This is a genomic window from Rhizobium sp. NXC24, assembly GCF_002944315.1.
Lineage (GTDB): Bacteria > Pseudomonadota > Alphaproteobacteria > Rhizobiales > Rhizobiaceae > Rhizobium.
The window spans coordinates 1,973,918-1,990,769 of the sequence record NZ_CP024311.1; the positions used below are offsets into that span (position 1 = coordinate 1,973,918).

Below are 16,852 nucleotides of genomic sequence, written 5' to 3' on the forward strand. Positions count from 1 at the left end.
CAAAAGACGCAGGATCTGCAGCTTGCTTGCATCGGCCAATGCAGACATGGCGGCGTATTCCCAAGTCTGAGCTGTTGTTACTGTAACGTACTTCCATTTTACGTCTTTCTCGCATCTCATCTACTCGCATGGACGTGCACTGCGAGATTGGGACCATGCGAGAGGGAGGAAACCATGAACACGGCAGAACATCCCAACAGCCCAGACACAAAAGTCCCCGAAGGCATTAGCCGGCGTACCGTCTTACTCGGCGGCACCGCGCTCGTAGCAGCCACGGCGGCGCTCTCATCGGCGCAAGGCGTCCGGACTGCGTCGGCGCAGCCAGCCGGTGGTAAGCCGAACATCCTTGTCATCTTCGGCGACGACATCGGCTACTGGAACATAAGCGCCTACAATCGCGGCATGATGGGCTATCGCACGCCCAATATCGATCGCATCGCCAAGGAGGGCGCGATCTTCACCGACCTCTACGCCCAACAATCCTGCACAGCCGGACGCGCCGCCTTCATCACCGGCCAGAGTTGTTTCCGCACGGGCTTGCTCAAGGTCGGGTTGCCGGCGGCAAAGGAAGGGTTGTCGGACAAGGACCCGACACTCGCCGAATTGCTCAAGCCGCAGGGCTACGCCACCGGCCAGTTCGGCAAGAACCACCTCGGCGATCGCAACGAGTTTCTGCCTACGGTCCACGGCTTCGACGAGTTTTTCGGCAACCTTTATCACCTCAATGCCGAGGAGGAGCCGGAGAATATCGACTATCCGAAGAGCCCGGATTTCAAGGCGAAGTTCGGACCGCGTGGCGTGCTGAAATGCGTTGCCACCGAAACGGACGATCCGACCGAGGATCCGCGCTTCGGCCGGGTGGGAAAGCAGAGGATCGAGGACACCGGCCCGCTGAATAAGAAGCGCATGGAGACCGTCGACGAGGAATTCCTGACGGCTGCGATGGACTTCGTTGACCGGCAGCACAAGGCTGGCAAACCGTTCTTGTGCTGGTTCAACTCGACGCGCATGCACATCCACACGCACCTCAAACCTGAGACTAGCGGCAAGACAGGCCTTGGCCTTGAGGCAGATGGAATGACGGAGCTCGACGGAATGGTTGGCCAGCTTCTCAAGCAGCTCGACGACCTCGGCATCGCCGACAATACGATTGTGCTGTGGACCACCGACAACGGCGCAGAAGAATTCTCATGGCCGGACGGCGGCACCACACCGTTCCACGGTGAGAAGAATACAAGCTGGGAGGGCGGCTACCGCGTTCCAGGCGCGATGCGCTGGCCGGGCGTCATTAAGCCAGGCACCGAGATCAACGACATCGTGTCCCATGAAGATTGGGTGCCAACGCTCGTGGCCGCTGCCGGCGAGCCCGAGGTAAGTCAAAAGCTTTTGACCGGCTATGATGCGGCTGGCAAAACCTTCAAGGTCCATCTCGACGGCTACGATCAGCGCGAGCTCTTGGCCGGAACCGGCCCGAGCAAGCGCAAGGAGTACTTCTTCTGGACTGACGACGGAAATCTCGCCGCCATTCGCTATGACCGCTGGAAGGTTCTGTTCATGGAACAGCGGGCCGAAGGGTTCGACGTGTGGCAAGAGCCGTTTGACACCTTGCGGCTGCCGAAGATTTTCGATCTGCGCGCTGATCCTTTCGAACGCGCAGAACATGAAGCGAGCGAATACGACTTCTGGCGCCTCGACCGGACATATCTCCTCGTGCCGGCGCAGGCCTTCGTGGCCCAGCACTTGCAAACCTACGTGGACTTCCCGCCACGGCAGAAGCCGGGTAGTTTCTCGCTCGACCAAGTTTTGGAGAAGCTGCAACGGGCCGGTGAGGGCAAGAACTGAAAGCGGTTGAGGGCGGAGACCGCTCAGACTGGGCGATCTGGAGGAGATCCAACAGAGCGCTAACTGGCCGGCGCTGCTCGGGGTCATCGAAGATGGGAGATTGTATCTTTATCGGGCACGGGTGCGTGCTGCGCCATTTTAACTTGCCTTGGCAAGGGCTTGCTCGGCGACGGAAGGGAAAGCTGTGCAGGTGCAAGAAACATATAAGCGTCACAACGCTTATCGAAAAAATTCTATAATTTCCAAATATTTAGATGAGAGAGATGGCGGAAGAGGTGGGATTCGAACCCACGGTACGGTTTCCCGCACGCCGGTTTTCAAGACCGGTTCCTTAAACCACTCGGACACTCTTCCATGTGATTGATAAGGTTAATCTTTCTTCGGTTTCAAGAAAGATGCAAATCAGCGTTTGCTACCGATTTGCTACCCAATCACTCGACGGCTGGCTTTTTAGCAGCTTTGATCGCCGCGTCAACTTGCTCCGCGGCATTTGCCTGCATCCCTGGCATGACGTGCGAATAAAGATCGAGCGTAATGCCGATCGTCGAATGCCCTAGCCGTTCGCTGGCAATCTTGGGATGTACGCCGGCCGCCAAGAGCTGCGTTGCATGCGAGTGGCGAAGGTCGTGGAAACGGATGCGTGGCAATGAGGTCTTGGCCAGAAGCCTTGTCCATTCGTGGGTGAGTGAAACCGGCTTCAAAGGCTTGCCGTCAATCTGGGCGATCACGAACGAATCGTCACCTGGGCGCATGCCAAGCTTTAGCTGCTCCTCAGCCTGGGCGAGCCGATGCCGCTTCAATTCCTCAAGAACGGTCGAGGAGAGCGCAACAGAGCGCGACTTACCCGATTTGGTCTCTTTATACCTGACTTCGGTCCCGACCTGCTCTGCGCTCTCTCTGACGGCAATGACCGCGTTGACCAGATCGACGTCACGCCAGCGCAGCGCAAGTATCTCCCCTCGCCTCAGGCCACAGAGAGCGGCCAGCAACGCCGGCACGAACACGCGACTCTTTCGTAGGTCATCAAGCATCACCGCTGTCTGGGGTGCTGTGTATGCCTCCATCTTCCCACGCTCGACCTTGGGCGGCCGTGTCAGCGCCACGGGGTTCTTTTTCAGGAGATCCCACTTGAGTGCCTGATCCATGGCGGTGAGCATGACGCGCCGGCAGTGGTGCACGGTTCGAGGCGATAGACCGCCTTTTCCGTCCCTTCTTCCGCTTTCTAGCAGCTTGCCCCAAGCGGCATCGATCTTCGCTGCAGTGAGCTTGTTCAGAGTAATGGATCCGAGCACCGGCGCGACATTCTTCAGCAACAATTCCTCGTAGCGCTGATGCGTCTTCGGCGAGACGTTCGCCTTCTCGTGCTTCAGCCATTCAACGAAATATTCTCGAACCGTCGTCTTGGCCGGCTCGATGTAGTTGCCGCCGTCAAGTTCGGCGATCAACCGGGCACACTCGGTCTCCGCCTGCCGCTTGGTACCATGGAAGGTGTGCCACTTGCGGCGGCGCTTGCCGGTTTCGGGATCTGGCACGTCGACCACGATAGCCCATTTGCCGGGAGAGCGTTCGCGGATATGGCCTTTCATTTCAGGTCCTCTCGCATCTTTTCCAAGAGCCTTTCAGCTTCAGCCCGCCCTTCGGCGATCTTTTCCGAAGCAGCTTTCGCGTCAGCAGTCGCATCAATGAAATTGCCAGCGCTCTTCATCGACGCGGTCTCCATCGTCAATGACTTCACTAAATAAAAAATCTCAATTTGTTTTGAGAAAACTTCTCCAAACTGCTGTTTTAATTGCCTTTCAATGTCCGGAGCAGATTGGTCCGCATTAGGGTCCCATTTCATTAGTTGCTTGAAAAATTCGATAGCATCGCCCCAAGCGGTCCCTGAGAGCTGATATAGCTGGCTGGAGCTTGCATCGAACCTAGCCCCTATCTGGCAAAGCCGTCGAATGGCATCTGACCTTGTGGCGATACGATTTCCAAATCGCCAGTCATCAATCGTTTTCAGCTCGTCTTCCGACATCATGATCGGAACGCGATTTTCTCGGGGTTTGACCATTTGATCCTCTTTTCCTCAGGAACATATAAAAACGGCACAAGCAGCACAAGAGGGTATTGAAAAAGCGTTACGATGACGTTAACCTGCAAAAATCGGCACAAGTGATGCCGATTGTGCTCTATGCGCTAGATGGAGGTATACATCACGTGACACTTGAGGAAGCACTTTCGAAGCCGACGATTTCGGTCCCTGAGGCGGGAAAGCTGTTTTTCGGCCTGGCCCGAAATGCGTCTTATGACGCCGCCAAAGCCGGCGATTTCCAGACAATCAAGGTTGGTGGTCGGATTGTGGTGCCAGTCGCACCGCTGGCCGAAAAGCTCGGCCTTCGCGCAAATATCGGAAGGGCCGCATGATGGTCGGCCTTCTGAAAACAAAAGGCCCGGCAACCGTTGCAGCGGTTCCGAGCCATGGTCCAAACACTCATGAGGATGAGAAAATGAACGACATCATCAATACCACTACCGGAGCCGCGGCGCTAGGCCTACCCACCAGCCGCCGATTGTTCCTATCCGCGTTACCCGGCCTGGCAGCAGCCTCGATCGTTCCCGCAGCACTCATCAGCCCAAACGTCGCCCATGCGCATCCTGAACCTTCCTTGGCCACAGATACGGCGCACGAGAACACTGATCTGCTTCAAGCATATGACAGGCTGGTCGCCGCTCAGTCTGAATTCGCGGACGCAACGAAGGCGCTAGATTGGATCGGCGATGAATGGCGCCATTTGTGGCCGCTCGCGCCTGAAGAACTTCTCGGCGGTGCCAATGCTCACCAAAATAGCTTCGAATACCTCAAGTATGCGGAGCGGGATATCATCGGTCGCTTTTTGTTCAGAGATACCAGCGTTCTTACCAAGCGGCTGGCTCGCGAATTCCGAGAGCAGAACGAGAGACAGTGCTTTCACGTCCACACCTCGGAGGAAGCGCGCAAGCGTATCGACGAACTCTCCCAGTATACTCCGAAAGGACGCACCGAAAAAGCATTGGTGCGTAATCGGGCATGGAGGAACGAAGGTCTGGCGCAATGGAAGCAACGGCTTGAACTTGCTGTTGCCTATGAGGCCGAAACAGCCCGCCTGTCAGAGGCTGCGGGCGTCGTGCCGGCGGCGCAGCGCATTGTTGATGCTGATGCTGCCGTAAAGGAAGCCAGTGCGAAGATTTCCATGATTCCGGCATTCACGCATGAAGGATTGCGGATCAAGGCGCGCGCGCTGCAGGCGTCTGGCTTGTTCGACGGTGATCCGAATACACCCGGCCGTTGGGGTGAGTTTTGCCGCTTCATTCATGCCGTTATCGGCGCGGGAGAGGAGGCGCAGGTATGACCGCAATTTCTTTGCAACACCGCCGCGCCGAACTTGAAGCTCGCATCGAGGAGCTTATCGCTCTCCTGGATCTCATCGATGGTGATGAAAATCTCGAACCGTATTTGGCCGACACATACCCCGCCGATGAGGACCGTGAAGGCGGCGATGTTCAGGATGAACGGCACGATCTTGAGGATGAGGGCGACAGCGAGCCATTTCTTGGGTGGGGCAATCCGCGCTGTGGAACGCCGGACGTTGCGGAAGGATGGGTTGCTTGCGACCCTCATGATGCTATCGGTTTTGGCGAAACCGCGATGGCGTTCAATGGCGACGGTCATCACATCGGACGCAAGCTTCTTCGCGATCATGTGAAGGACAAGCGCAAGCTCGCTAGGGCGCTCGAAGCTACACGCGTTTCATCGGCCTATGGGAGGCTTATCTAATGGCCGACCTCACCGCACCCGAACATCAACACAGCGAGGCCGTCGTAGAGGCGGCCCAGTGGCTGGCGGATCAAAATCCGCCTCCACAGCCGATCATACCCGAGCTGCGAAAGCGCTTCCCCTTGTCTGCCCTTGAAGCGTGCGAGGCTGCAGCGTTGTCGCACCGGTATCGAATTTTCAGAAAGGCAAATGGATGACCAAATCCAAGGCAAAAAACCGTAAGCCTAAGGGCGAGCGTTTTTTCCAGATGCATCAATGGCTTCTGGATTCTGCGGCATGGCGGGCGACAAATGTGTATGAGCGCTGCCTCTACATGGAGTTGAAGCAGCGCTACAACGGTCAAAACAACGGAGACATTCCCCTCTCGCACCGTGAGGCAGAAGCTTTGTTGAACTGCAGCAACAAGCCGATCGCATCTGCGTTCATTGGCCTCATGGAGAAGGGTTTTATCCGCGTATCGCAGGCCGGCTCTTTCCACTGGAAGGAGAACAAGGAGCCCGGCGGTCGCGCGACACGCTGGATTTTGACTGAATACCCTGTCGATCTCCCTCTCCGGTCGCTCAGTCCGACGAGAGATTTTATGAGCTGGAAACCGGTATCTGAGAAAAATTCACGGTATGCCGAGAGCATACCAATGGTACGCCCATGGCATACCATGCCGACCGACATGGTGGGACGAGGGCATACCATAAAGTCAAAAGTGTATGCCCACGGCACACGATGACGATGGATTTTCAGATCGAATGGTATGCCCACAGCATACAGTATCTAATCTAGCCACATGGGTGCTCAATTCCGGAGGCTCGCATGAAGTCTTACACCGACCTTCCACTCTTCGCTTGGCAGCCAGCTTGCAGGGTGATCACATATCCACTTTCCCGTCGTGTCGGCAAGATCCGCGACGTTGCCAGCAAGATGTTGACCAAGACAACAGACAACCATCGCGAGTGGTACATGAAGCAGGTTACTGAGGCGCTGCTGAATCACCTTGAGAAAGTTGGTCTCTCGGAAATCGAAGTCGACGAGCAAATTGGCGCGTTCTGGACCAAGGTCGAGAACGAGATGACGCGTCTCAGCTATGGACGATCTGCCGGCGGCAACAACGATCCGCGAGGTGCGGCATGAAAACCCAAGAAGATGAAATAAAGCGCATCACGTACACGCTTAAAAATTTGGAAGCGTATCCAGATCCGTCACCAGAAATGCGTGAGCTGGTCACCTACTACAAATACAAACTGCTTACGATCGAGCGCAAACCTGAGAGCCATTTTAGGTTGATCGGCGACCAGCGCCGCGCTCTCATCTTAGACGATGCCGATGGAGATGTTGCGTGACCGACGTAGAAATCCTCACGGGCCACAAGGCCATAGCGCGCTTCCTCGGTCTATCTCCTCGGCAGGTCTCTTGGCACGATGAACGCGGAAATCTACCGACGTTCCGCATGGGCCGAACTGTGTGCGCCAGAAAGACAAAACTGGTCGAATGGATCGAAGAGAAGGAACAGCGATCGCACAGCTTGCGGAACGCCACAGATTGATGAAACATGCCCGATACGTCACATACTATCCGAAGAGGAAATTAGGATATTTGGGGCGTACTTCGTGGGACTGCTATCTAAACTTTTAAAATGGCGCGACGATCGACATCGTTTGGCTACGCTGAGATACGATCTGGAAGATGTAGACGCTGCATTCCGCACGAAGATGCAGAAAGAAAAGCTGCGACGTGGCTCAGACGAATGGCAGCATGCCTATGCTGATTACGATAACCAGCGCGAGCTACTCGACGCCGAGATAGATCAAATCGAGACACAGAACCATATCCGTCGTGCAAGGGCTTGGTCAGTCCCAATCCCTTCCCGCCCTATATCGGAAGATCCAGTTTATGATGACAAATACTGGATATGGTCCCGTGTCCACGGTACCTACTACCTCACCGATGAGGGGAAGGCGCTTTTGCGCCGTGAGACCTATGCCGAAATAGAAATGCGCTACAAACCTTGGACAACGTGGGTCGCAGTTGGAATCAGCATCATCAGTTTAGCCATTTCGATTTTTAAGCCGTAGGGTTTGACTACCCTTGATTGGCGAGATCACCAGCAGCTACCTAGAAGCTCTCGGGCGATTAGCTGGGGGACTTACAGGCGGCTAGAATGATATAGGGCGCATTCGTGCCAGCCTTCAGTGGTTTCCCAGCCAGGTCAGCGCCGCCGTCGCTCTTGAAGCCAGGATCAATGAATCCCCCATTGCCCCCACCCATCATCCTGTCCCGACCGGCATTCGCTATCGGCTGGGTATTCTCAGTGACATGGGTATGAGCGCCGGCCGGTCTGTCCTCGCCGCTTTCCAGAGCGGTGCCAACAGCCTTTCCGATGTCCTCGATGTGGTTAGGGTCGCCACCGACAACATATCGTCCACGCAGTTCATCAGCGCGGGTCCAGTGCCCCGGACATGTAGCACCGCCGAAGAATGCAATCATCCCCGGCGGCACAGACTTATCATTGATGAACGTAAGCGCTGATCGGTAATAGAGTCCTACAGTAAACGCACCCACGGCAAGGCCGATTCCAACGCCAACTATCCATTTCAGGATATCGTATCGCTTTTTAAGAGCTTCGAGTTGTTCAAGACTGGTGCCCTTACCATCGTGGCCGTCATTGGAAGCATCCGCCATAACACACTCCCCACAATGCTTATGGATCATTAAGCTCTCACGAGGAACGCATGCTGAAAATACCGAAATATCGGTAGCCAGTTCGAACAATTTGGATGCTTTGCTACGGCGCAACAAATCGACCGGTCGCTAGAATTTTGTTCCCAAAGTTCGAGTCTTCTCGACCGCACCAAATGCGCTTGCATTTAGCTGTAACATTGCTATCATCGTAACAGTGCTAAAGCAAAGTTACAGAACGGGTGTTGTGATGAAGGTTTTCGGATATGTTCGCGTCTCCACTTCCGAGCAGGCGACGAACGGCGATAGCCTGGAAACGCAGAAAGCAAAGATCACCGGCTACGCCATGATGCAAGGCTGGACGGTTTCTGAAATCTTCGTAGAGGCTGGCGTGTCTGGATCTGTCCCGCTCGCCGATCGTCCCGAAGGGCAACGCCTCCTCGCCATCGCCGACAAAGGCGATATCATCATCACTCCGAAGCTTGATCGCATGTTTCGCTCGGCATCTGATGCCCTTGCAACGCTTGAGGAATTGAAGGCTCAGGGCACCGGGCTTGTGATGATCGACCTCGGCGGCGATGTTACCGGCAACGGCATATCGAAGCTCGTGTTCACCATCCTCTCTGCCGTGGCCGAGAATGAGCGTGAGCGTATCCGGGAGAGGATCAAAGAGGTTAAGCGTCATCTCGCGTCCCAGGGCGTCTATGGGGGCGGAAAGACGCCATTCGGCTTTGATGTAGTCGATGGCAGGCTGGTGGAGAACAAGGAACAGCAAACCACTATCCGCGCCATGCACCTCGCGCGAGCCAATGGCGACAGCCTGCGCAAGATCGGTGACGCATACGGATTGAAAGCCATGACGGTTAAGCGTATCCTTGATCGTAACATTGATTGATGCCAACAAGCCTTTGATAAACGTGCAATAACGTGTTTATACGTGGCTGCCCGTAACATCGACAACGGCCGTTGATGTGCCAACGAAACCCGGTCATTTCTGGGTTATGAGTACAGATCAGACACCGAACATCGACACATCAAGCCGCAATCGTTCCGCGATTTCGAATGGATCGTGGTTATTGGAAGGCGTTGACAACCGAAGCTCTCTCGGTCGGCGCTATCGAGATCTCTGCATGTCCTTCGCTGATGACCTTGGTGGGGCTGACGGTCTCACTGAACCCCAACGCGCGCTCGTTCGGCAATTGGCTGCCGTTACGGTCGAAAGTGAGAAACTGCAGTCTGCTATCGTCCGTGGAGAAGCGGTCGACCATGAAACTCTCGTGCGTCTGACAAACCTGCATGCTCGCCTGTTGAAGCAGCTTGGCGTCAAGCCAACCGGTAAGCAGCGCCGTCGTTCCCAGGCTGACATCTTCAGCGGTAGGGGTGTTGCCGCTTGAAAATCCTCACGAGCCTTCGCGAAGCATTGGCAGACGACAATCTACTCGGACAAGCCATTGCCGGCGAATCCTGGGCGATCTGGCGTGCTCTGCTGATGGCCGCGATGGGCGAGACACTGACGGCTGAGGAGCGGGAGCTTTTCACCCTCGTCACCGGCCGCGCACAGGAGCCTCAGGAGCGCGTTGAAGAGTTCTGGACGGTTGCGGGCCGCCGCAGTGGCAAGACGCGTGCAGCGGCTGTTCTGGGATCGTATCTCTCGACGTGCATCGACTGGACGGATCGCCTTGCTCCTGGTGAACGCGCTGTGCTTCCTGTCCTTGCCGCGAACACCTATCAGGCGTCCCGTGCCTTTATGCACGTCGCCGGCATCCTGCAGCACTCGGCCGATCTCAGCGCCCTGCTTGAGGGCGAGCCGACTGCGGACGCCATAAGGCTTTCAACGCGTGTCGATATCGCCATCGTGCCGGCCAATTTCAAGACGATCCGATCAATCACCGCCATTGCCATAATTTGCGATGAGATCGCGTTCTGGTCGATCGAAGGTTCGAAGAATCCGGACAAGGAAATCCTCGCAGCGGCCCGCCCAGCGTTGGCAACAACCGAAGGCCCTCTGGTATGCATCAGCTCGCCCTACGCGCGCCGTGGAGAGCTTTGGACCAACTACCGCAAGGATTTCAAGCCTGACGGTGATCCCCTCATCCTGATCGCAAATGGGGAGTCGAAAGTTTTCAACAGCACCCTCCCCCAGCGTGTCATCGATCGAGCCTATGAACGTGATCCGTCTGCAGCCAGCGCGGAGTATGGCGGCAAGTTCCGAACCGACGTCGAGACGCTGCTAGCCCGCGAAGTGGTAGAAGCCGCGGTAGATACTGGCGTCGTGGAACGTGCTCGTGAGCCCGGCACCCGCTACTACGGTTTCGTCGACCCCTCTGGCGGCAGCTCGGACAGCATGACGCTCGGCATTGCACACAAGGAGGGCAACGGGGCCGTTCTGGACGTGCTACGCGAGCGCAAGCCACCTTACAGCCCGGAAGCCGTCACCAAGGACTTCTGCGAACTGCTGAAGTCCTACGGCATCCATTCGGTCACCGGCGACAATTTCGGCGGGGAATGGTGCAAGGAGCCCTTCAGCCGGCACGGTGTCACCTATGAGCGCAGCACGGAACCGAAGTCATCGCTTTATGCGGCGTTGGTCCCTGCCCTCAATTCCGGTCGCGTCAGCCTCCTCGACAATGAGAGAGCCACAAATCAGCTCGTGGAACTTGAGCGCCGCTCCGGATCGAGTGGCCGCGACATCATCGATCATCCTCCGGGCGCTGCATTTCATGACGACGTTTCCAACGCTGTCGCTGGGGCTGTGTTTCAGGTGCTCGGCAAGCGCGGTCCTATGGTCATCAGCGATGAAGCCATTCGCCAAGCGGCAAAACCCGGCTCTTACACCAATCGACAATTCATGCCGCGCTTCGGTGGCGGCCTACGATGAAAGGTTTCTCTATGCCACACCCACACCGCATGATCCCTGACCGGGAGTTGAACAACTTCAGAGTCTTCCTGACCGCCAATCCTCATCTCACGGCTCCGCCGTCTGAGGGTGCTTTCGATGCCAAGCCCCAAAACATTCGCCGCGTTCCCGGCAAGCAGATTCGAGTGCTTCTGAAAGACTTCTCGAAGGGCGGCAAATTCGACACTGCACGTTATGCCATGGATGGAGATCCAGACGGTGTTGTTTCTCCCGGTGAAGCCGGCATGGCATTCCTTCGCGAACTGGCTTCGAAGCTTTCCCCGGAAGGCTGGGCGGCGCTACGTGAAGCCTGCATGGAAGCGGAGACCGGCGACGATGAGGAAGACGATAACGAGCGTGCCGCCAAGGATAGCCCTCCCTCGTTTTCCGGCATGCCCAAACCTGGTGGCGAATTCGCCGACGACAGACCACCGGCCATGGACAGCGCTGCAGCCAAAAGCTTTGCTCAACGATTCCCAGACGCTGCTCGTCTCCAGGTCAATACGATGGGCCAGCAATCCGCTCCAAAGCCAAGTCACATGACTGCGAAAGGCGCGGCGTCGTTCTACGAGATGTATCCCGAAGCCAAGCGCATCAAGGTTTGATGGAGAGCACCATGGCAAAGATTGCAATGTTGGCGATCGGCGGCAAGAAGCCTCCTCATGATCCCGATCGGGTTGAGTTGGCCCAAGCTCTGGATGAAATTGCGCGTCTGCAGCGCAGCACTGCCGAAAAGCAGGCGGCGGTAACTCGTGCTCAGAACATCGTGACCAATGCCATCGATGAACAGGATGCCGCCGAGCAGGCTGTAGAGTCCGCTCGCAACACCTTGCGCTCCCGCATGGTTGAAGCCGCGCTCACCGGAACGAATGCGGGGCCTGACAATATCATGGCTTCCGCTCACGCCCGGCTAGTCACCGCGAATGAAAACCTTGCCGCTGCACAGGCAGCGCTTCAGGTCGTTCGCGGTGCCGATGACGATACCGCGAGAGAATTGGATTCGGCAGAACGTCGGCGGGATAGCGCTATTGCAAGGATCGTAGGCGGTGAGATTGATCGCCTACATGCTGAAGCGATCGACCTGCGCGACCGGTACATGAAAAAGCTGCTCGAATTGAAATTTGCGGCCGGCATCGGAGACGATCAATGGCCCATGACGGAGCGCCGGAAGAAGCTCAATTACCTCTTCCAGTGGCCGGTCTTGGAATCTCCTTACGCTGGCATAACCGCTTCTCCGGCCGCTGAACCTGTCCTGGCCGGCTGGCGGCAGGCTGTGGAGAAATTGAGGCATGACGCCAACGCCCCGCTTCCGGAGGCGAATTGATCATGAACACGCATTGGCGCGCATTTGGTTGCTTCGTCGCCTCCTCAGGGATGCGCGCCATATTCCTGCGACGTGCGCAGTATCGGACGCAGGGGCGACCAGCCGGCGGTGTCGTCGCCAGAAAGAACACCGGCAGGCCATCACGGTTCCTCCTTTTTATGCCGGGGATGGCTAATCGGCATCTGATTGCTGTGCCGTACATGCCGGCTTCGGGCGTTTCTCCTGTTTCGCTCGGGGCCGGCATCGCTCATGCGTGGGGTGCGCCATGAGCTTCACTGAAAAGCAGATTGTCGTGAACTTCGATCTCGCGAACGGCTCGTTCGGATCGGGTAAAAACAACAGAGCCACGATAAGCGGTTTGCGCTGTTCCGCAATCATTGATGCAACTGGCGGAGCTTCCAGCAGCACCATGAATCTGTCGATCTGGGGCTTGCCTTTGTCGTTGATGAACCAACTCAGCACCGTGGGAAGCCAGCTCAACGCCCGTTATAACAATGCCATTACAGTCGAGGCCGGCGATGCGGACACCGCCACTACGCGCGTGTTCGGCGGCCGGATATTCAATGCTTTCGTTGACGGGAACAGCCAGCCAAACGTGGCTTTTCGCGTCCAGGCGACTCCGGGTACGTTTGCAGCCGTCAAACCAGCACCGCCGTTGACGGTTCGCGGATCCGCGGATGCAGCCGGCATGATGGGCAATCTTGCGAAGCAGATGGGCTTCGCCTTCGAAAATAATGGCGTCAACGTCAAACTCTCGAACCCGTATTTTGGCGGGACGGCGTGGACGCAGGCCATGGCAATCGCCCGTCATGGCAATTTCGACCTGATCTACGAGCCTAATAAGATGGTTATCTCTCCGCGCGGGCAACCGCGGCAGGGAGACGCCATTCTGATCTCGCCAGATACCGGACTGGTCGGCTACCCGATGTTCAACCAAAACATCGTCATCGTCCGGTGCCTATTTAACCCAGATGTCAAGCAACTTTCGTTGGTCGAAGTGAAAAGCGATCTCACCCCGGCCAACGGCAAATGGCAAGTCTTGTCCATCATCTACGAACTCGATTCCCAAGTTCCGAACGGCAAATGGTTCATGACGCTCGAACTCATCACGGTAGGTACCCAATGATTAGTCCAGAATTTCCACTTCCCACAATCGGCGAAATGTATGCCGCCGCCCTGGACCACAACCGTCTCGATCTCATCCAAAAGACGTTTGAAATGGAACAGGCGCTAGAGAGCTTTTTATCACCGGCTCCATCGCTCACGATCGATGGAGCCGCCAACGTCTGTATAAGCGCAGCTTCACTTTGGGCGGAAGTGTCTGGCATTGCCTGGGCACAAGACATAGCGAGCATAGCCGGATTTCTCAACCAGAGGTACCAGCTCATTTTCGGCGAGCAAGCTGCATAAGCCTATTGCCGATCCAGCATCAGGCATATTCACTTGATCGGCGCCACCGGGATCGTTTCTTTCAAGGAGTTAGCGGGCTTTCCGGTCAACTCGCCAAGAGCTTTTCGTGCGGCCTCGATGCCCGCTTGGATCTGAACAAAATTGTTCGCGCTCTTTGCGGCGGTGTTGATCTGAATGTCGGGCGGCGATGCATCTTTGAGCATGGTAGTAGCGACTTGAAGCCGTCGCTCCATTAGCTTTTCGATGTATTTGTTCAAGGTATCGATTTCGTCGGCCATGCGCCCTCTCCCGTTGGTTTCTCACCACAGTTGCATTACGCGCCGCTAATTTGGTTGAGTCAATGAACTTGATAGGAATCGACGGCGCCCAACGAAGGCTTCCCACCCGTCAGGATAAAGTATGATGCCAAATAGCGATAAATTCGGAGCGACCGTGCGCGCGATCTGCGCCGAATATGACATCGAGATTATTCCGGCCAATATCTACCCCATGCCCGGACAAACCCGCGCCGTGGCTACCATGTGCCAGATCCTGGCGAAATATGGGGAAGGCCATTTCCGGCTCGTAATGACGACATTGGGCGAGACCCGAGGAAACAACGCTCTGATCGAGCAATCGAGCTTGTGGGCCGTCTCTGACCTGATACGGGCCTGTCCGGAATGGGTGGAGGAACGGACCTCGGAATGGTTGCAGTGGTGGGACGAAATTCCCCTTGGACCGATCATCTGCACGATTAGCCAGCTCCGCGGCGTCGTCAATCAGCGTCACGCCTTGGCCGGCGCCATCTATTGGCGTCTATGTACCTACAGCCAGGAGCGCATGTCGACTAAGGACACGGCCAGCACCCTCAAGAACAAGGTTCCTGAAGTCGGCCGTGCCCGTAGCAATGCCAATCGTGAGCAAGCGATCGAGATGGGTCGAAAGCTGATCGAGATCAAATCCCACCTGCCCCGCGGCGAATGGCTGCCATGGGTGGAGGAGCAATCTGGACTGAGCTACGGCACGGTGCAGCGCTACATGCGGATGGCGAAGGCGGCATAACCTGTCTCGGGTTCAGGTCAAAGTTTCGAAGCGTGTAGCTGAGTCGAATTTAGTGGGAATTTTCCATCGCCTGCGCAAGACGGCCTTAGTCGAGCCCATGCCTTTGCCTCGTCGTTTCTCGGTCCCCTTCAAGGTCTCTATCGTAGCGGCCTAGCAAAATGGCGCCGCTGCGAATACTGGAGCTATTGACGTCGCGGCCAACATAAATTTCCTGAATAGTATTGCAGGATCGACACTGAACGATAAATCCGCCGTAGTCATTCATTCCGCCCGGTTCCCAGACGCAATTGACAACGATCGCACATTTGCATGATTCGCAGGTGTAGGTGTCGAGCGAATATTCGGACATCGGATCTCCTAAGTAACGGCGCAAGATTACGGGAAATATCAGGGTCGAAATACCCGGCATGAGATCATGACGGACGTCAGATTTCAATCGAATCTGTCAATAAGGAACGACCAATATCAGTTGACCGGCTCCTCCACATCTCCGTGAGAGGCGGCATACGGATGGTGAAGGAATAACCATGATGTTACCTCTTCTCCCGTTACTTTTAGGAATCGGAAATGGCGGATGATCAGATGTTTCCATACCTACGACTCAAGGTCGGACGGCGTAAGATATGCCTCTTGCAGGGCGGTGGCGATCTTCTCTAGCTCGCTCAGCGCATCGCCGACGTCCAAGACATGTTGCTTCAGGTCTTCAATTGACACAGTTGTTTGTTTGCCCTTGCGATCCACCCAGGTCAGCCGGCGTTCGAATGTTCTTCTATCTCGGACCGAGTAGGAGACAACCAACGGGGAGTGCACGATGGCGTTTCGTTTCGTTGCCAACTCGCGAAGCTTTTCCGTCACTTTCAGAATTGATTGGCGTTCCGCCAGGTTGAAATACGATCCGGCAACTACCGCATTGAAAGCTTCAAGCCGTTGCCGACCGGCTACCGATCCACTCAGAATAATCGCAACTGCGGCCTCATAATTGCGAAGCGCGATGTAGCTAATGTCGAGGAGCACGAGATCGATCGCGGCCCAGCGAACGGTAACCTTGCCAATCTCCGCGAGGAGTTCAGGCGTTCGCTCGGCGAACCAAACGTCTGTGCTGCCCATTCATTCCCCCCGTTACTTCATCCTTAGGAATCGGAAGTGTCGAGTTTTGAATCGGATCACATCAACGCTGCGGGAGCCCTTTCGGAGAGCAACCAATTGTGAAGCTCAAAAATTTTATGTGCCACCTCAGAGACATCTTCATCGCTCATATGGCGTAAGGTCGCTCGGATCGTACCTTCGCCATCGATTTCGGCGGCACGGGACGTACACCGATCGAAAAGCTCCCTGTACCGATCGCCGATCTCTGGGTTGGAAAACTGTTCGGGCCTGATTGTGATCATAGCTGTAAACGCGGCCTCGACTCGCATGCGTATATCGCCCAATCCCACCAAGCAGCCTACGCCGGCCGACAACTTCGACAAAAAGTATCCATCGATAGACATCAGTCATCATCCTTCAAATTGGGTGAAAGCCGGAGCAATCGCCCCGGCCTCCCTTGCTGACGGAATTTATCCACAGAACGTGAAATCTTCCACGTCTTCCAACGAATCTGAATATGCCCGATTGCTGCCGCCCGACACGACGGCATTCAATGTGGTGTCGATAATCATATAGCCGGGGCCATAATAATCTCGCAGCCATGAGCGCGAGGGAGTTTTCGCCAGCCTCATGCCCCTCTTCTTTAGGGCTCGACGGACGCGATCTTCACGGATTTTTTCTGTGAGCATAACAATGGCTTCCTTTGTTTCAGGATTGTCCGCCATTGCCGCGATCTCAAAAGTTCGTTTTTGGACATGAACGAAGTCGAGGGGCAACCTTGTTG

26 protein-coding genes and 1 tRNA gene are annotated in these 16,852 nt (G+C 55.9%); 18 read left to right on the forward strand and 9 right to left on the reverse strand.

What is annotated here, in order from left to right; translation table 11 throughout:
- The first annotated feature begins 174 nt into the window (after positions 1-174).
- Positions 175-1,842, forward strand: a complete 1,668-nt coding sequence (locus NXC24_RS09705) for an arylsulfatase (protein WP_104823085.1) — start codon at positions 175-177, stop codon at positions 1,840-1,842.
- A 264-nt stretch (positions 1,843-2,106) separates the two neighbouring features.
- Here NXC24_RS09705 and NXC24_RS09710 read toward each other — a convergent pair.
- The 3 genes from NXC24_RS09710 to NXC24_RS09720 form a co-directional block, all read right to left on the reverse strand.
- A tRNA-Ser gene (locus NXC24_RS09710) sits at positions 2,107-2,196 on the reverse strand.
- Between the two features lie 77 nt (positions 2,197-2,273).
- Positions 2,274-3,428 (reverse strand): tyrosine-type recombinase/integrase, encoded by a 1,155-nt coding sequence (locus NXC24_RS09715; protein ID WP_104823086.1) that lies wholly within the window; start codon positions 3,426-3,428, stop codon positions 2,274-2,276.
- Positions 3,425-3,898, reverse strand: coding sequence for a hypothetical protein (locus tag NXC24_RS09720; RefSeq protein ID WP_104823087.1), 474 nt, complete (start codon positions 3,896-3,898; stop codon positions 3,425-3,427). Before NXC24_RS09720 ends, NXC24_RS09715 begins: the two co-directional genes overlap by 4 nt.
- A gap of 56 nt (positions 3,899-3,954) precedes the next feature.
- Here NXC24_RS09720 and NXC24_RS09725 point away from each other — a divergent pair, with 56 nt between their 5' ends.
- From NXC24_RS09725 to NXC24_RS09765, 9 genes are all read left to right on the forward strand, one after another.
- Positions 3,955-4,251, forward strand: coding sequence for a hypothetical protein (locus NXC24_RS09725; protein ID WP_199773546.1), 297 nt, complete (start codon positions 3,955-3,957; stop codon positions 4,249-4,251).
- Positions 4,252-4,334: 83 nt separating this feature from the next.
- A complete protein-coding gene (locus NXC24_RS09730) occupies positions 4,335-5,216 on the forward strand; it encodes a hypothetical protein (protein ID WP_158704450.1) in 882 nt (293 codons plus the stop codon).
- Positions 5,213-5,641: a hypothetical protein gene (locus NXC24_RS35465; protein ID WP_199773547.1), complete on the forward strand. Its 429-nt coding sequence runs from the start codon at positions 5,213-5,215 to the stop codon at positions 5,639-5,641. Before NXC24_RS09730 ends, NXC24_RS35465 begins: the two co-directional genes overlap by 4 nt.
- Entirely contained in the window at positions 5,641-5,838 is a 198-nt protein-coding gene (locus NXC24_RS09740; protein WP_104823089.1) for a hypothetical protein, read from the forward strand. The genes NXC24_RS35465 and NXC24_RS09740 overlap by 1 nt, the downstream gene beginning before the upstream one ends.
- On the forward strand, positions 5,835-6,365 hold the full coding sequence (locus NXC24_RS09745; protein WP_104823090.1) for a hypothetical protein: 531 nt from the start codon (positions 5,835-5,837) through the stop codon (positions 6,363-6,365). Before NXC24_RS09740 ends, NXC24_RS09745 begins: the two co-directional genes overlap by 4 nt.
- An 83-nt stretch (positions 6,366-6,448) precedes the next feature.
- Positions 6,449-6,766, forward strand: coding sequence for a DUF6074 family protein (locus NXC24_RS09750; protein ID WP_104823091.1), 318 nt, complete (start codon positions 6,449-6,451; stop codon positions 6,764-6,766).
- Entirely contained in the window at positions 6,763-6,975 is a 213-nt protein-coding gene (locus tag NXC24_RS09755) for a hypothetical protein (protein WP_104823092.1), read from the forward strand. The genes NXC24_RS09750 and NXC24_RS09755 overlap by 4 nt, the downstream gene beginning before the upstream one ends.
- Positions 6,972-7,178: a DNA-binding protein gene (locus tag NXC24_RS09760; protein WP_104823093.1), complete on the forward strand. Its 207-nt coding sequence runs from the start codon at positions 6,972-6,974 to the stop codon at positions 7,176-7,178. The genes NXC24_RS09755 and NXC24_RS09760 overlap by 4 nt, the downstream gene beginning before the upstream one ends.
- Positions 7,179-7,242: 64 nt before the next feature.
- Positions 7,243-7,707, forward strand: a complete 465-nt coding sequence (locus NXC24_RS09765) for a hypothetical protein (protein WP_104823094.1) — start codon at positions 7,243-7,245, stop codon at positions 7,705-7,707.
- Between the two features lie 58 nt (positions 7,708-7,765).
- On the opposite strand, the gene NXC24_RS09770 is transcribed toward NXC24_RS09765, so the two are convergent.
- Entirely contained in the window at positions 7,766-8,314 is a 549-nt protein-coding gene (locus NXC24_RS09770; RefSeq protein WP_104823095.1) for a hypothetical protein, read from the reverse strand.
- A gap of 247 nt (positions 8,315-8,561) precedes the next feature.
- Between NXC24_RS09770 and NXC24_RS09775 the strand changes: the two genes are divergently transcribed.
- From NXC24_RS09775 to NXC24_RS09805, 7 genes are all read left to right on the forward strand, one after another.
- A complete protein-coding gene (locus NXC24_RS09775; RefSeq protein ID WP_104823096.1) occupies positions 8,562-9,206 on the forward strand; it encodes a recombinase family protein in 645 nt (214 codons plus the stop codon).
- Between the two features lie 235 nt (positions 9,207-9,441).
- Entirely contained in the window at positions 9,442-9,705 is a 264-nt protein-coding gene (locus NXC24_RS09780) for a hypothetical protein (RefSeq protein WP_245463956.1), read from the forward strand.
- Entirely contained in the window at positions 9,702-11,189 is a 1,488-nt protein-coding gene (locus tag NXC24_RS09785) for a hypothetical protein (RefSeq protein ID WP_199773548.1), read from the forward strand. Before NXC24_RS09780 ends, NXC24_RS09785 begins: the two co-directional genes overlap by 4 nt.
- A gap of 11 nt (positions 11,190-11,200) precedes the next feature.
- Positions 11,201-11,812 carry a hypothetical protein gene (locus NXC24_RS09790; protein ID WP_158704451.1) on the forward strand — a complete coding sequence of 204 codons (612 nt, stop codon included), beginning with the start codon at positions 11,201-11,203 and terminating at the stop codon, positions 11,810-11,812.
- Between the two features lie 26 nt (positions 11,813-11,838).
- Entirely contained in the window at positions 11,839-12,531 is a 693-nt protein-coding gene (locus tag NXC24_RS09795; RefSeq protein WP_158704452.1) for a hypothetical protein, read from the forward strand.
- Positions 12,532-12,796: 265 nt separating this feature from the next.
- A complete protein-coding gene (locus tag NXC24_RS09800; protein ID WP_104823100.1) occupies positions 12,797-13,657 on the forward strand; it encodes a hypothetical protein in 861 nt (286 codons plus the stop codon).
- Positions 13,654-13,941 carry a hypothetical protein gene (locus tag NXC24_RS09805; RefSeq protein WP_104823101.1) on the forward strand — a complete coding sequence of 96 codons (288 nt, stop codon included), beginning with the start codon at positions 13,654-13,656 and terminating at the stop codon, positions 13,939-13,941. Before NXC24_RS09800 ends, NXC24_RS09805 begins: the two co-directional genes overlap by 4 nt.
- A gap of 29 nt (positions 13,942-13,970) precedes the next feature.
- Here NXC24_RS09805 and NXC24_RS09810 read toward each other — a convergent pair whose 3' ends face one another.
- The gene (locus NXC24_RS09810) at positions 13,971-14,219 is read right to left on the reverse strand and encodes a hypothetical protein (RefSeq protein ID WP_104823102.1); all 249 of its coding nucleotides are present in this window, start codon (positions 14,217-14,219) and stop codon (positions 13,971-13,973) included.
- Positions 14,220-14,340: 121 nt separating this feature from the next.
- On the opposite strand from NXC24_RS09810, the gene NXC24_RS09815 reads away from it, so the two are divergent.
- Entirely contained in the window at positions 14,341-14,982 is a 642-nt protein-coding gene (locus NXC24_RS09815) for a DUF3102 domain-containing protein (protein ID WP_245463957.1), read from the forward strand.
- Positions 14,983-15,067: 85 nt separating this feature from the next.
- Here the strand turns inward: NXC24_RS09815 and NXC24_RS09820 are convergent, their stop codons facing one another.
- The 4 genes from NXC24_RS09820 to NXC24_RS09835 form a co-directional block, all read right to left on the reverse strand.
- On the reverse strand, positions 15,068-15,331 hold the full coding sequence (locus tag NXC24_RS09820) for a hypothetical protein (protein WP_104823103.1): 264 nt from the start codon (positions 15,329-15,331) through the stop codon (positions 15,068-15,070).
- Positions 15,332-15,576: 245 nt separating this feature from the next.
- On the reverse strand, positions 15,577-16,089 hold the full coding sequence (locus NXC24_RS09825; protein ID WP_104823104.1) for a hypothetical protein: 513 nt from the start codon (positions 16,087-16,089) through the stop codon (positions 15,577-15,579).
- 56 nt (positions 16,090-16,145) lie between these two features.
- The gene (locus NXC24_RS09830; protein ID WP_104823105.1) at positions 16,146-16,472 is read right to left on the reverse strand and encodes a hypothetical protein; all 327 of its coding nucleotides are present in this window, start codon (positions 16,470-16,472) and stop codon (positions 16,146-16,148) included.
- 66 nt (positions 16,473-16,538) lie between these two features.
- Positions 16,539-16,793 carry a hypothetical protein gene (locus NXC24_RS09835; RefSeq protein ID WP_104823106.1) on the reverse strand — a complete coding sequence of 85 codons (255 nt, stop codon included), beginning with the start codon at positions 16,791-16,793 and terminating at the stop codon, positions 16,539-16,541.
- Positions 16,794-16,852 lie beyond the last annotated feature (59 nt).

Excerpts from the sequence above, each read along its gene's own strand:
- NXC24_RS09755 (WP_104823092.1), top strand. The coding sequence starts at position 6,763 with ATGAAAACCCAAGAAGATGAAATAAAGCGCATCACGTACACGCTTAAA.
- NXC24_RS09790 (WP_158704451.1), top strand. The coding sequence starts at position 11,201 with ATGCCACACCCACACCGCATGATCCCTGACCGGGAGTTGAACAACTTC.
- NXC24_RS09805 (WP_104823101.1), top strand. The coding sequence starts at position 13,654 with ATGATTAGTCCAGAATTTCCACTTCCCACAATCGGCGAAATGTATGCC.
- NXC24_RS35465 (WP_199773547.1), top strand. The coding sequence starts at position 5,213 with ATGACCGCAATTTCTTTGCAACACCGCCGCGCCGAACTTGAAGCTCGC.
- NXC24_RS09745 (WP_104823090.1), top strand. The coding sequence starts at position 5,835 with ATGACCAAATCCAAGGCAAAAAACCGTAAGCCTAAGGGCGAGCGTTTT.
- NXC24_RS09800 (WP_104823100.1), top strand. The coding sequence starts at position 12,797 with ATGAGCTTCACTGAAAAGCAGATTGTCGTGAACTTCGATCTCGCGAAC.
- NXC24_RS09820 (WP_104823103.1), bottom strand. The coding sequence starts at position 15,331 with ATGTCCGAATATTCGCTCGACACCTACACCTGCGAATCATGCAAATGT.
- NXC24_RS09715 (WP_104823086.1), bottom strand. The coding sequence starts at position 3,428 with ATGAAAGGCCATATCCGCGAACGCTCTCCCGGCAAATGGGCTATCGTG.
- NXC24_RS09730 (WP_158704450.1), top strand. The coding sequence starts at position 4,335 with ATGAACGACATCATCAATACCACTACCGGAGCCGCGGCGCTAGGCCTA.
- NXC24_RS09770 (WP_104823095.1), bottom strand. The coding sequence starts at position 8,314 with ATGGCGGATGCTTCCAATGACGGCCACGATGGTAAGGGCACCAGTCTT.
- NXC24_RS09830 (WP_104823105.1), bottom strand. The coding sequence starts at position 16,472 with ATGTCTATCGATGGATACTTTTTGTCGAAGTTGTCGGCCGGCGTAGGC.
- NXC24_RS09825 (WP_104823104.1), bottom strand. The coding sequence starts at position 16,089 with ATGGGCAGCACAGACGTTTGGTTCGCCGAGCGAACGCCTGAACTCCTC.
- NXC24_RS09750 (WP_104823091.1), top strand. The coding sequence starts at position 6,449 with ATGAAGTCTTACACCGACCTTCCACTCTTCGCTTGGCAGCCAGCTTGC.
- NXC24_RS09835 (WP_104823106.1), bottom strand. The coding sequence starts at position 16,793 with ATGGCGGACAATCCTGAAACAAAGGAAGCCATTGTTATGCTCACAGAA.
- NXC24_RS09780 (WP_245463956.1), top strand. The coding sequence starts at position 9,442 with ATGTCCTTCGCTGATGACCTTGGTGGGGCTGACGGTCTCACTGAACCC.
- NXC24_RS09720 (WP_104823087.1), bottom strand. The coding sequence starts at position 3,898 with ATGGTCAAACCCCGAGAAAATCGCGTTCCGATCATGATGTCGGAAGAC.
- NXC24_RS09810 (WP_104823102.1), bottom strand. The coding sequence starts at position 14,219 with ATGGCCGACGAAATCGATACCTTGAACAAATACATCGAAAAGCTAATG.
- NXC24_RS09775 (WP_104823096.1), top strand. The coding sequence starts at position 8,562 with ATGAAGGTTTTCGGATATGTTCGCGTCTCCACTTCCGAGCAGGCGACG.
- NXC24_RS09740 (WP_104823089.1), top strand. The coding sequence starts at position 5,641 with ATGGCCGACCTCACCGCACCCGAACATCAACACAGCGAGGCCGTCGTA.
- NXC24_RS09705 (WP_104823085.1), top strand. The coding sequence starts at position 175 with ATGAACACGGCAGAACATCCCAACAGCCCAGACACAAAAGTCCCCGAA.
- NXC24_RS09815 (WP_245463957.1), top strand. The coding sequence starts at position 14,341 with ATGATGCCAAATAGCGATAAATTCGGAGCGACCGTGCGCGCGATCTGC.
- NXC24_RS09795 (WP_158704452.1), top strand. The coding sequence starts at position 11,839 with ATGTTGGCGATCGGCGGCAAGAAGCCTCCTCATGATCCCGATCGGGTT.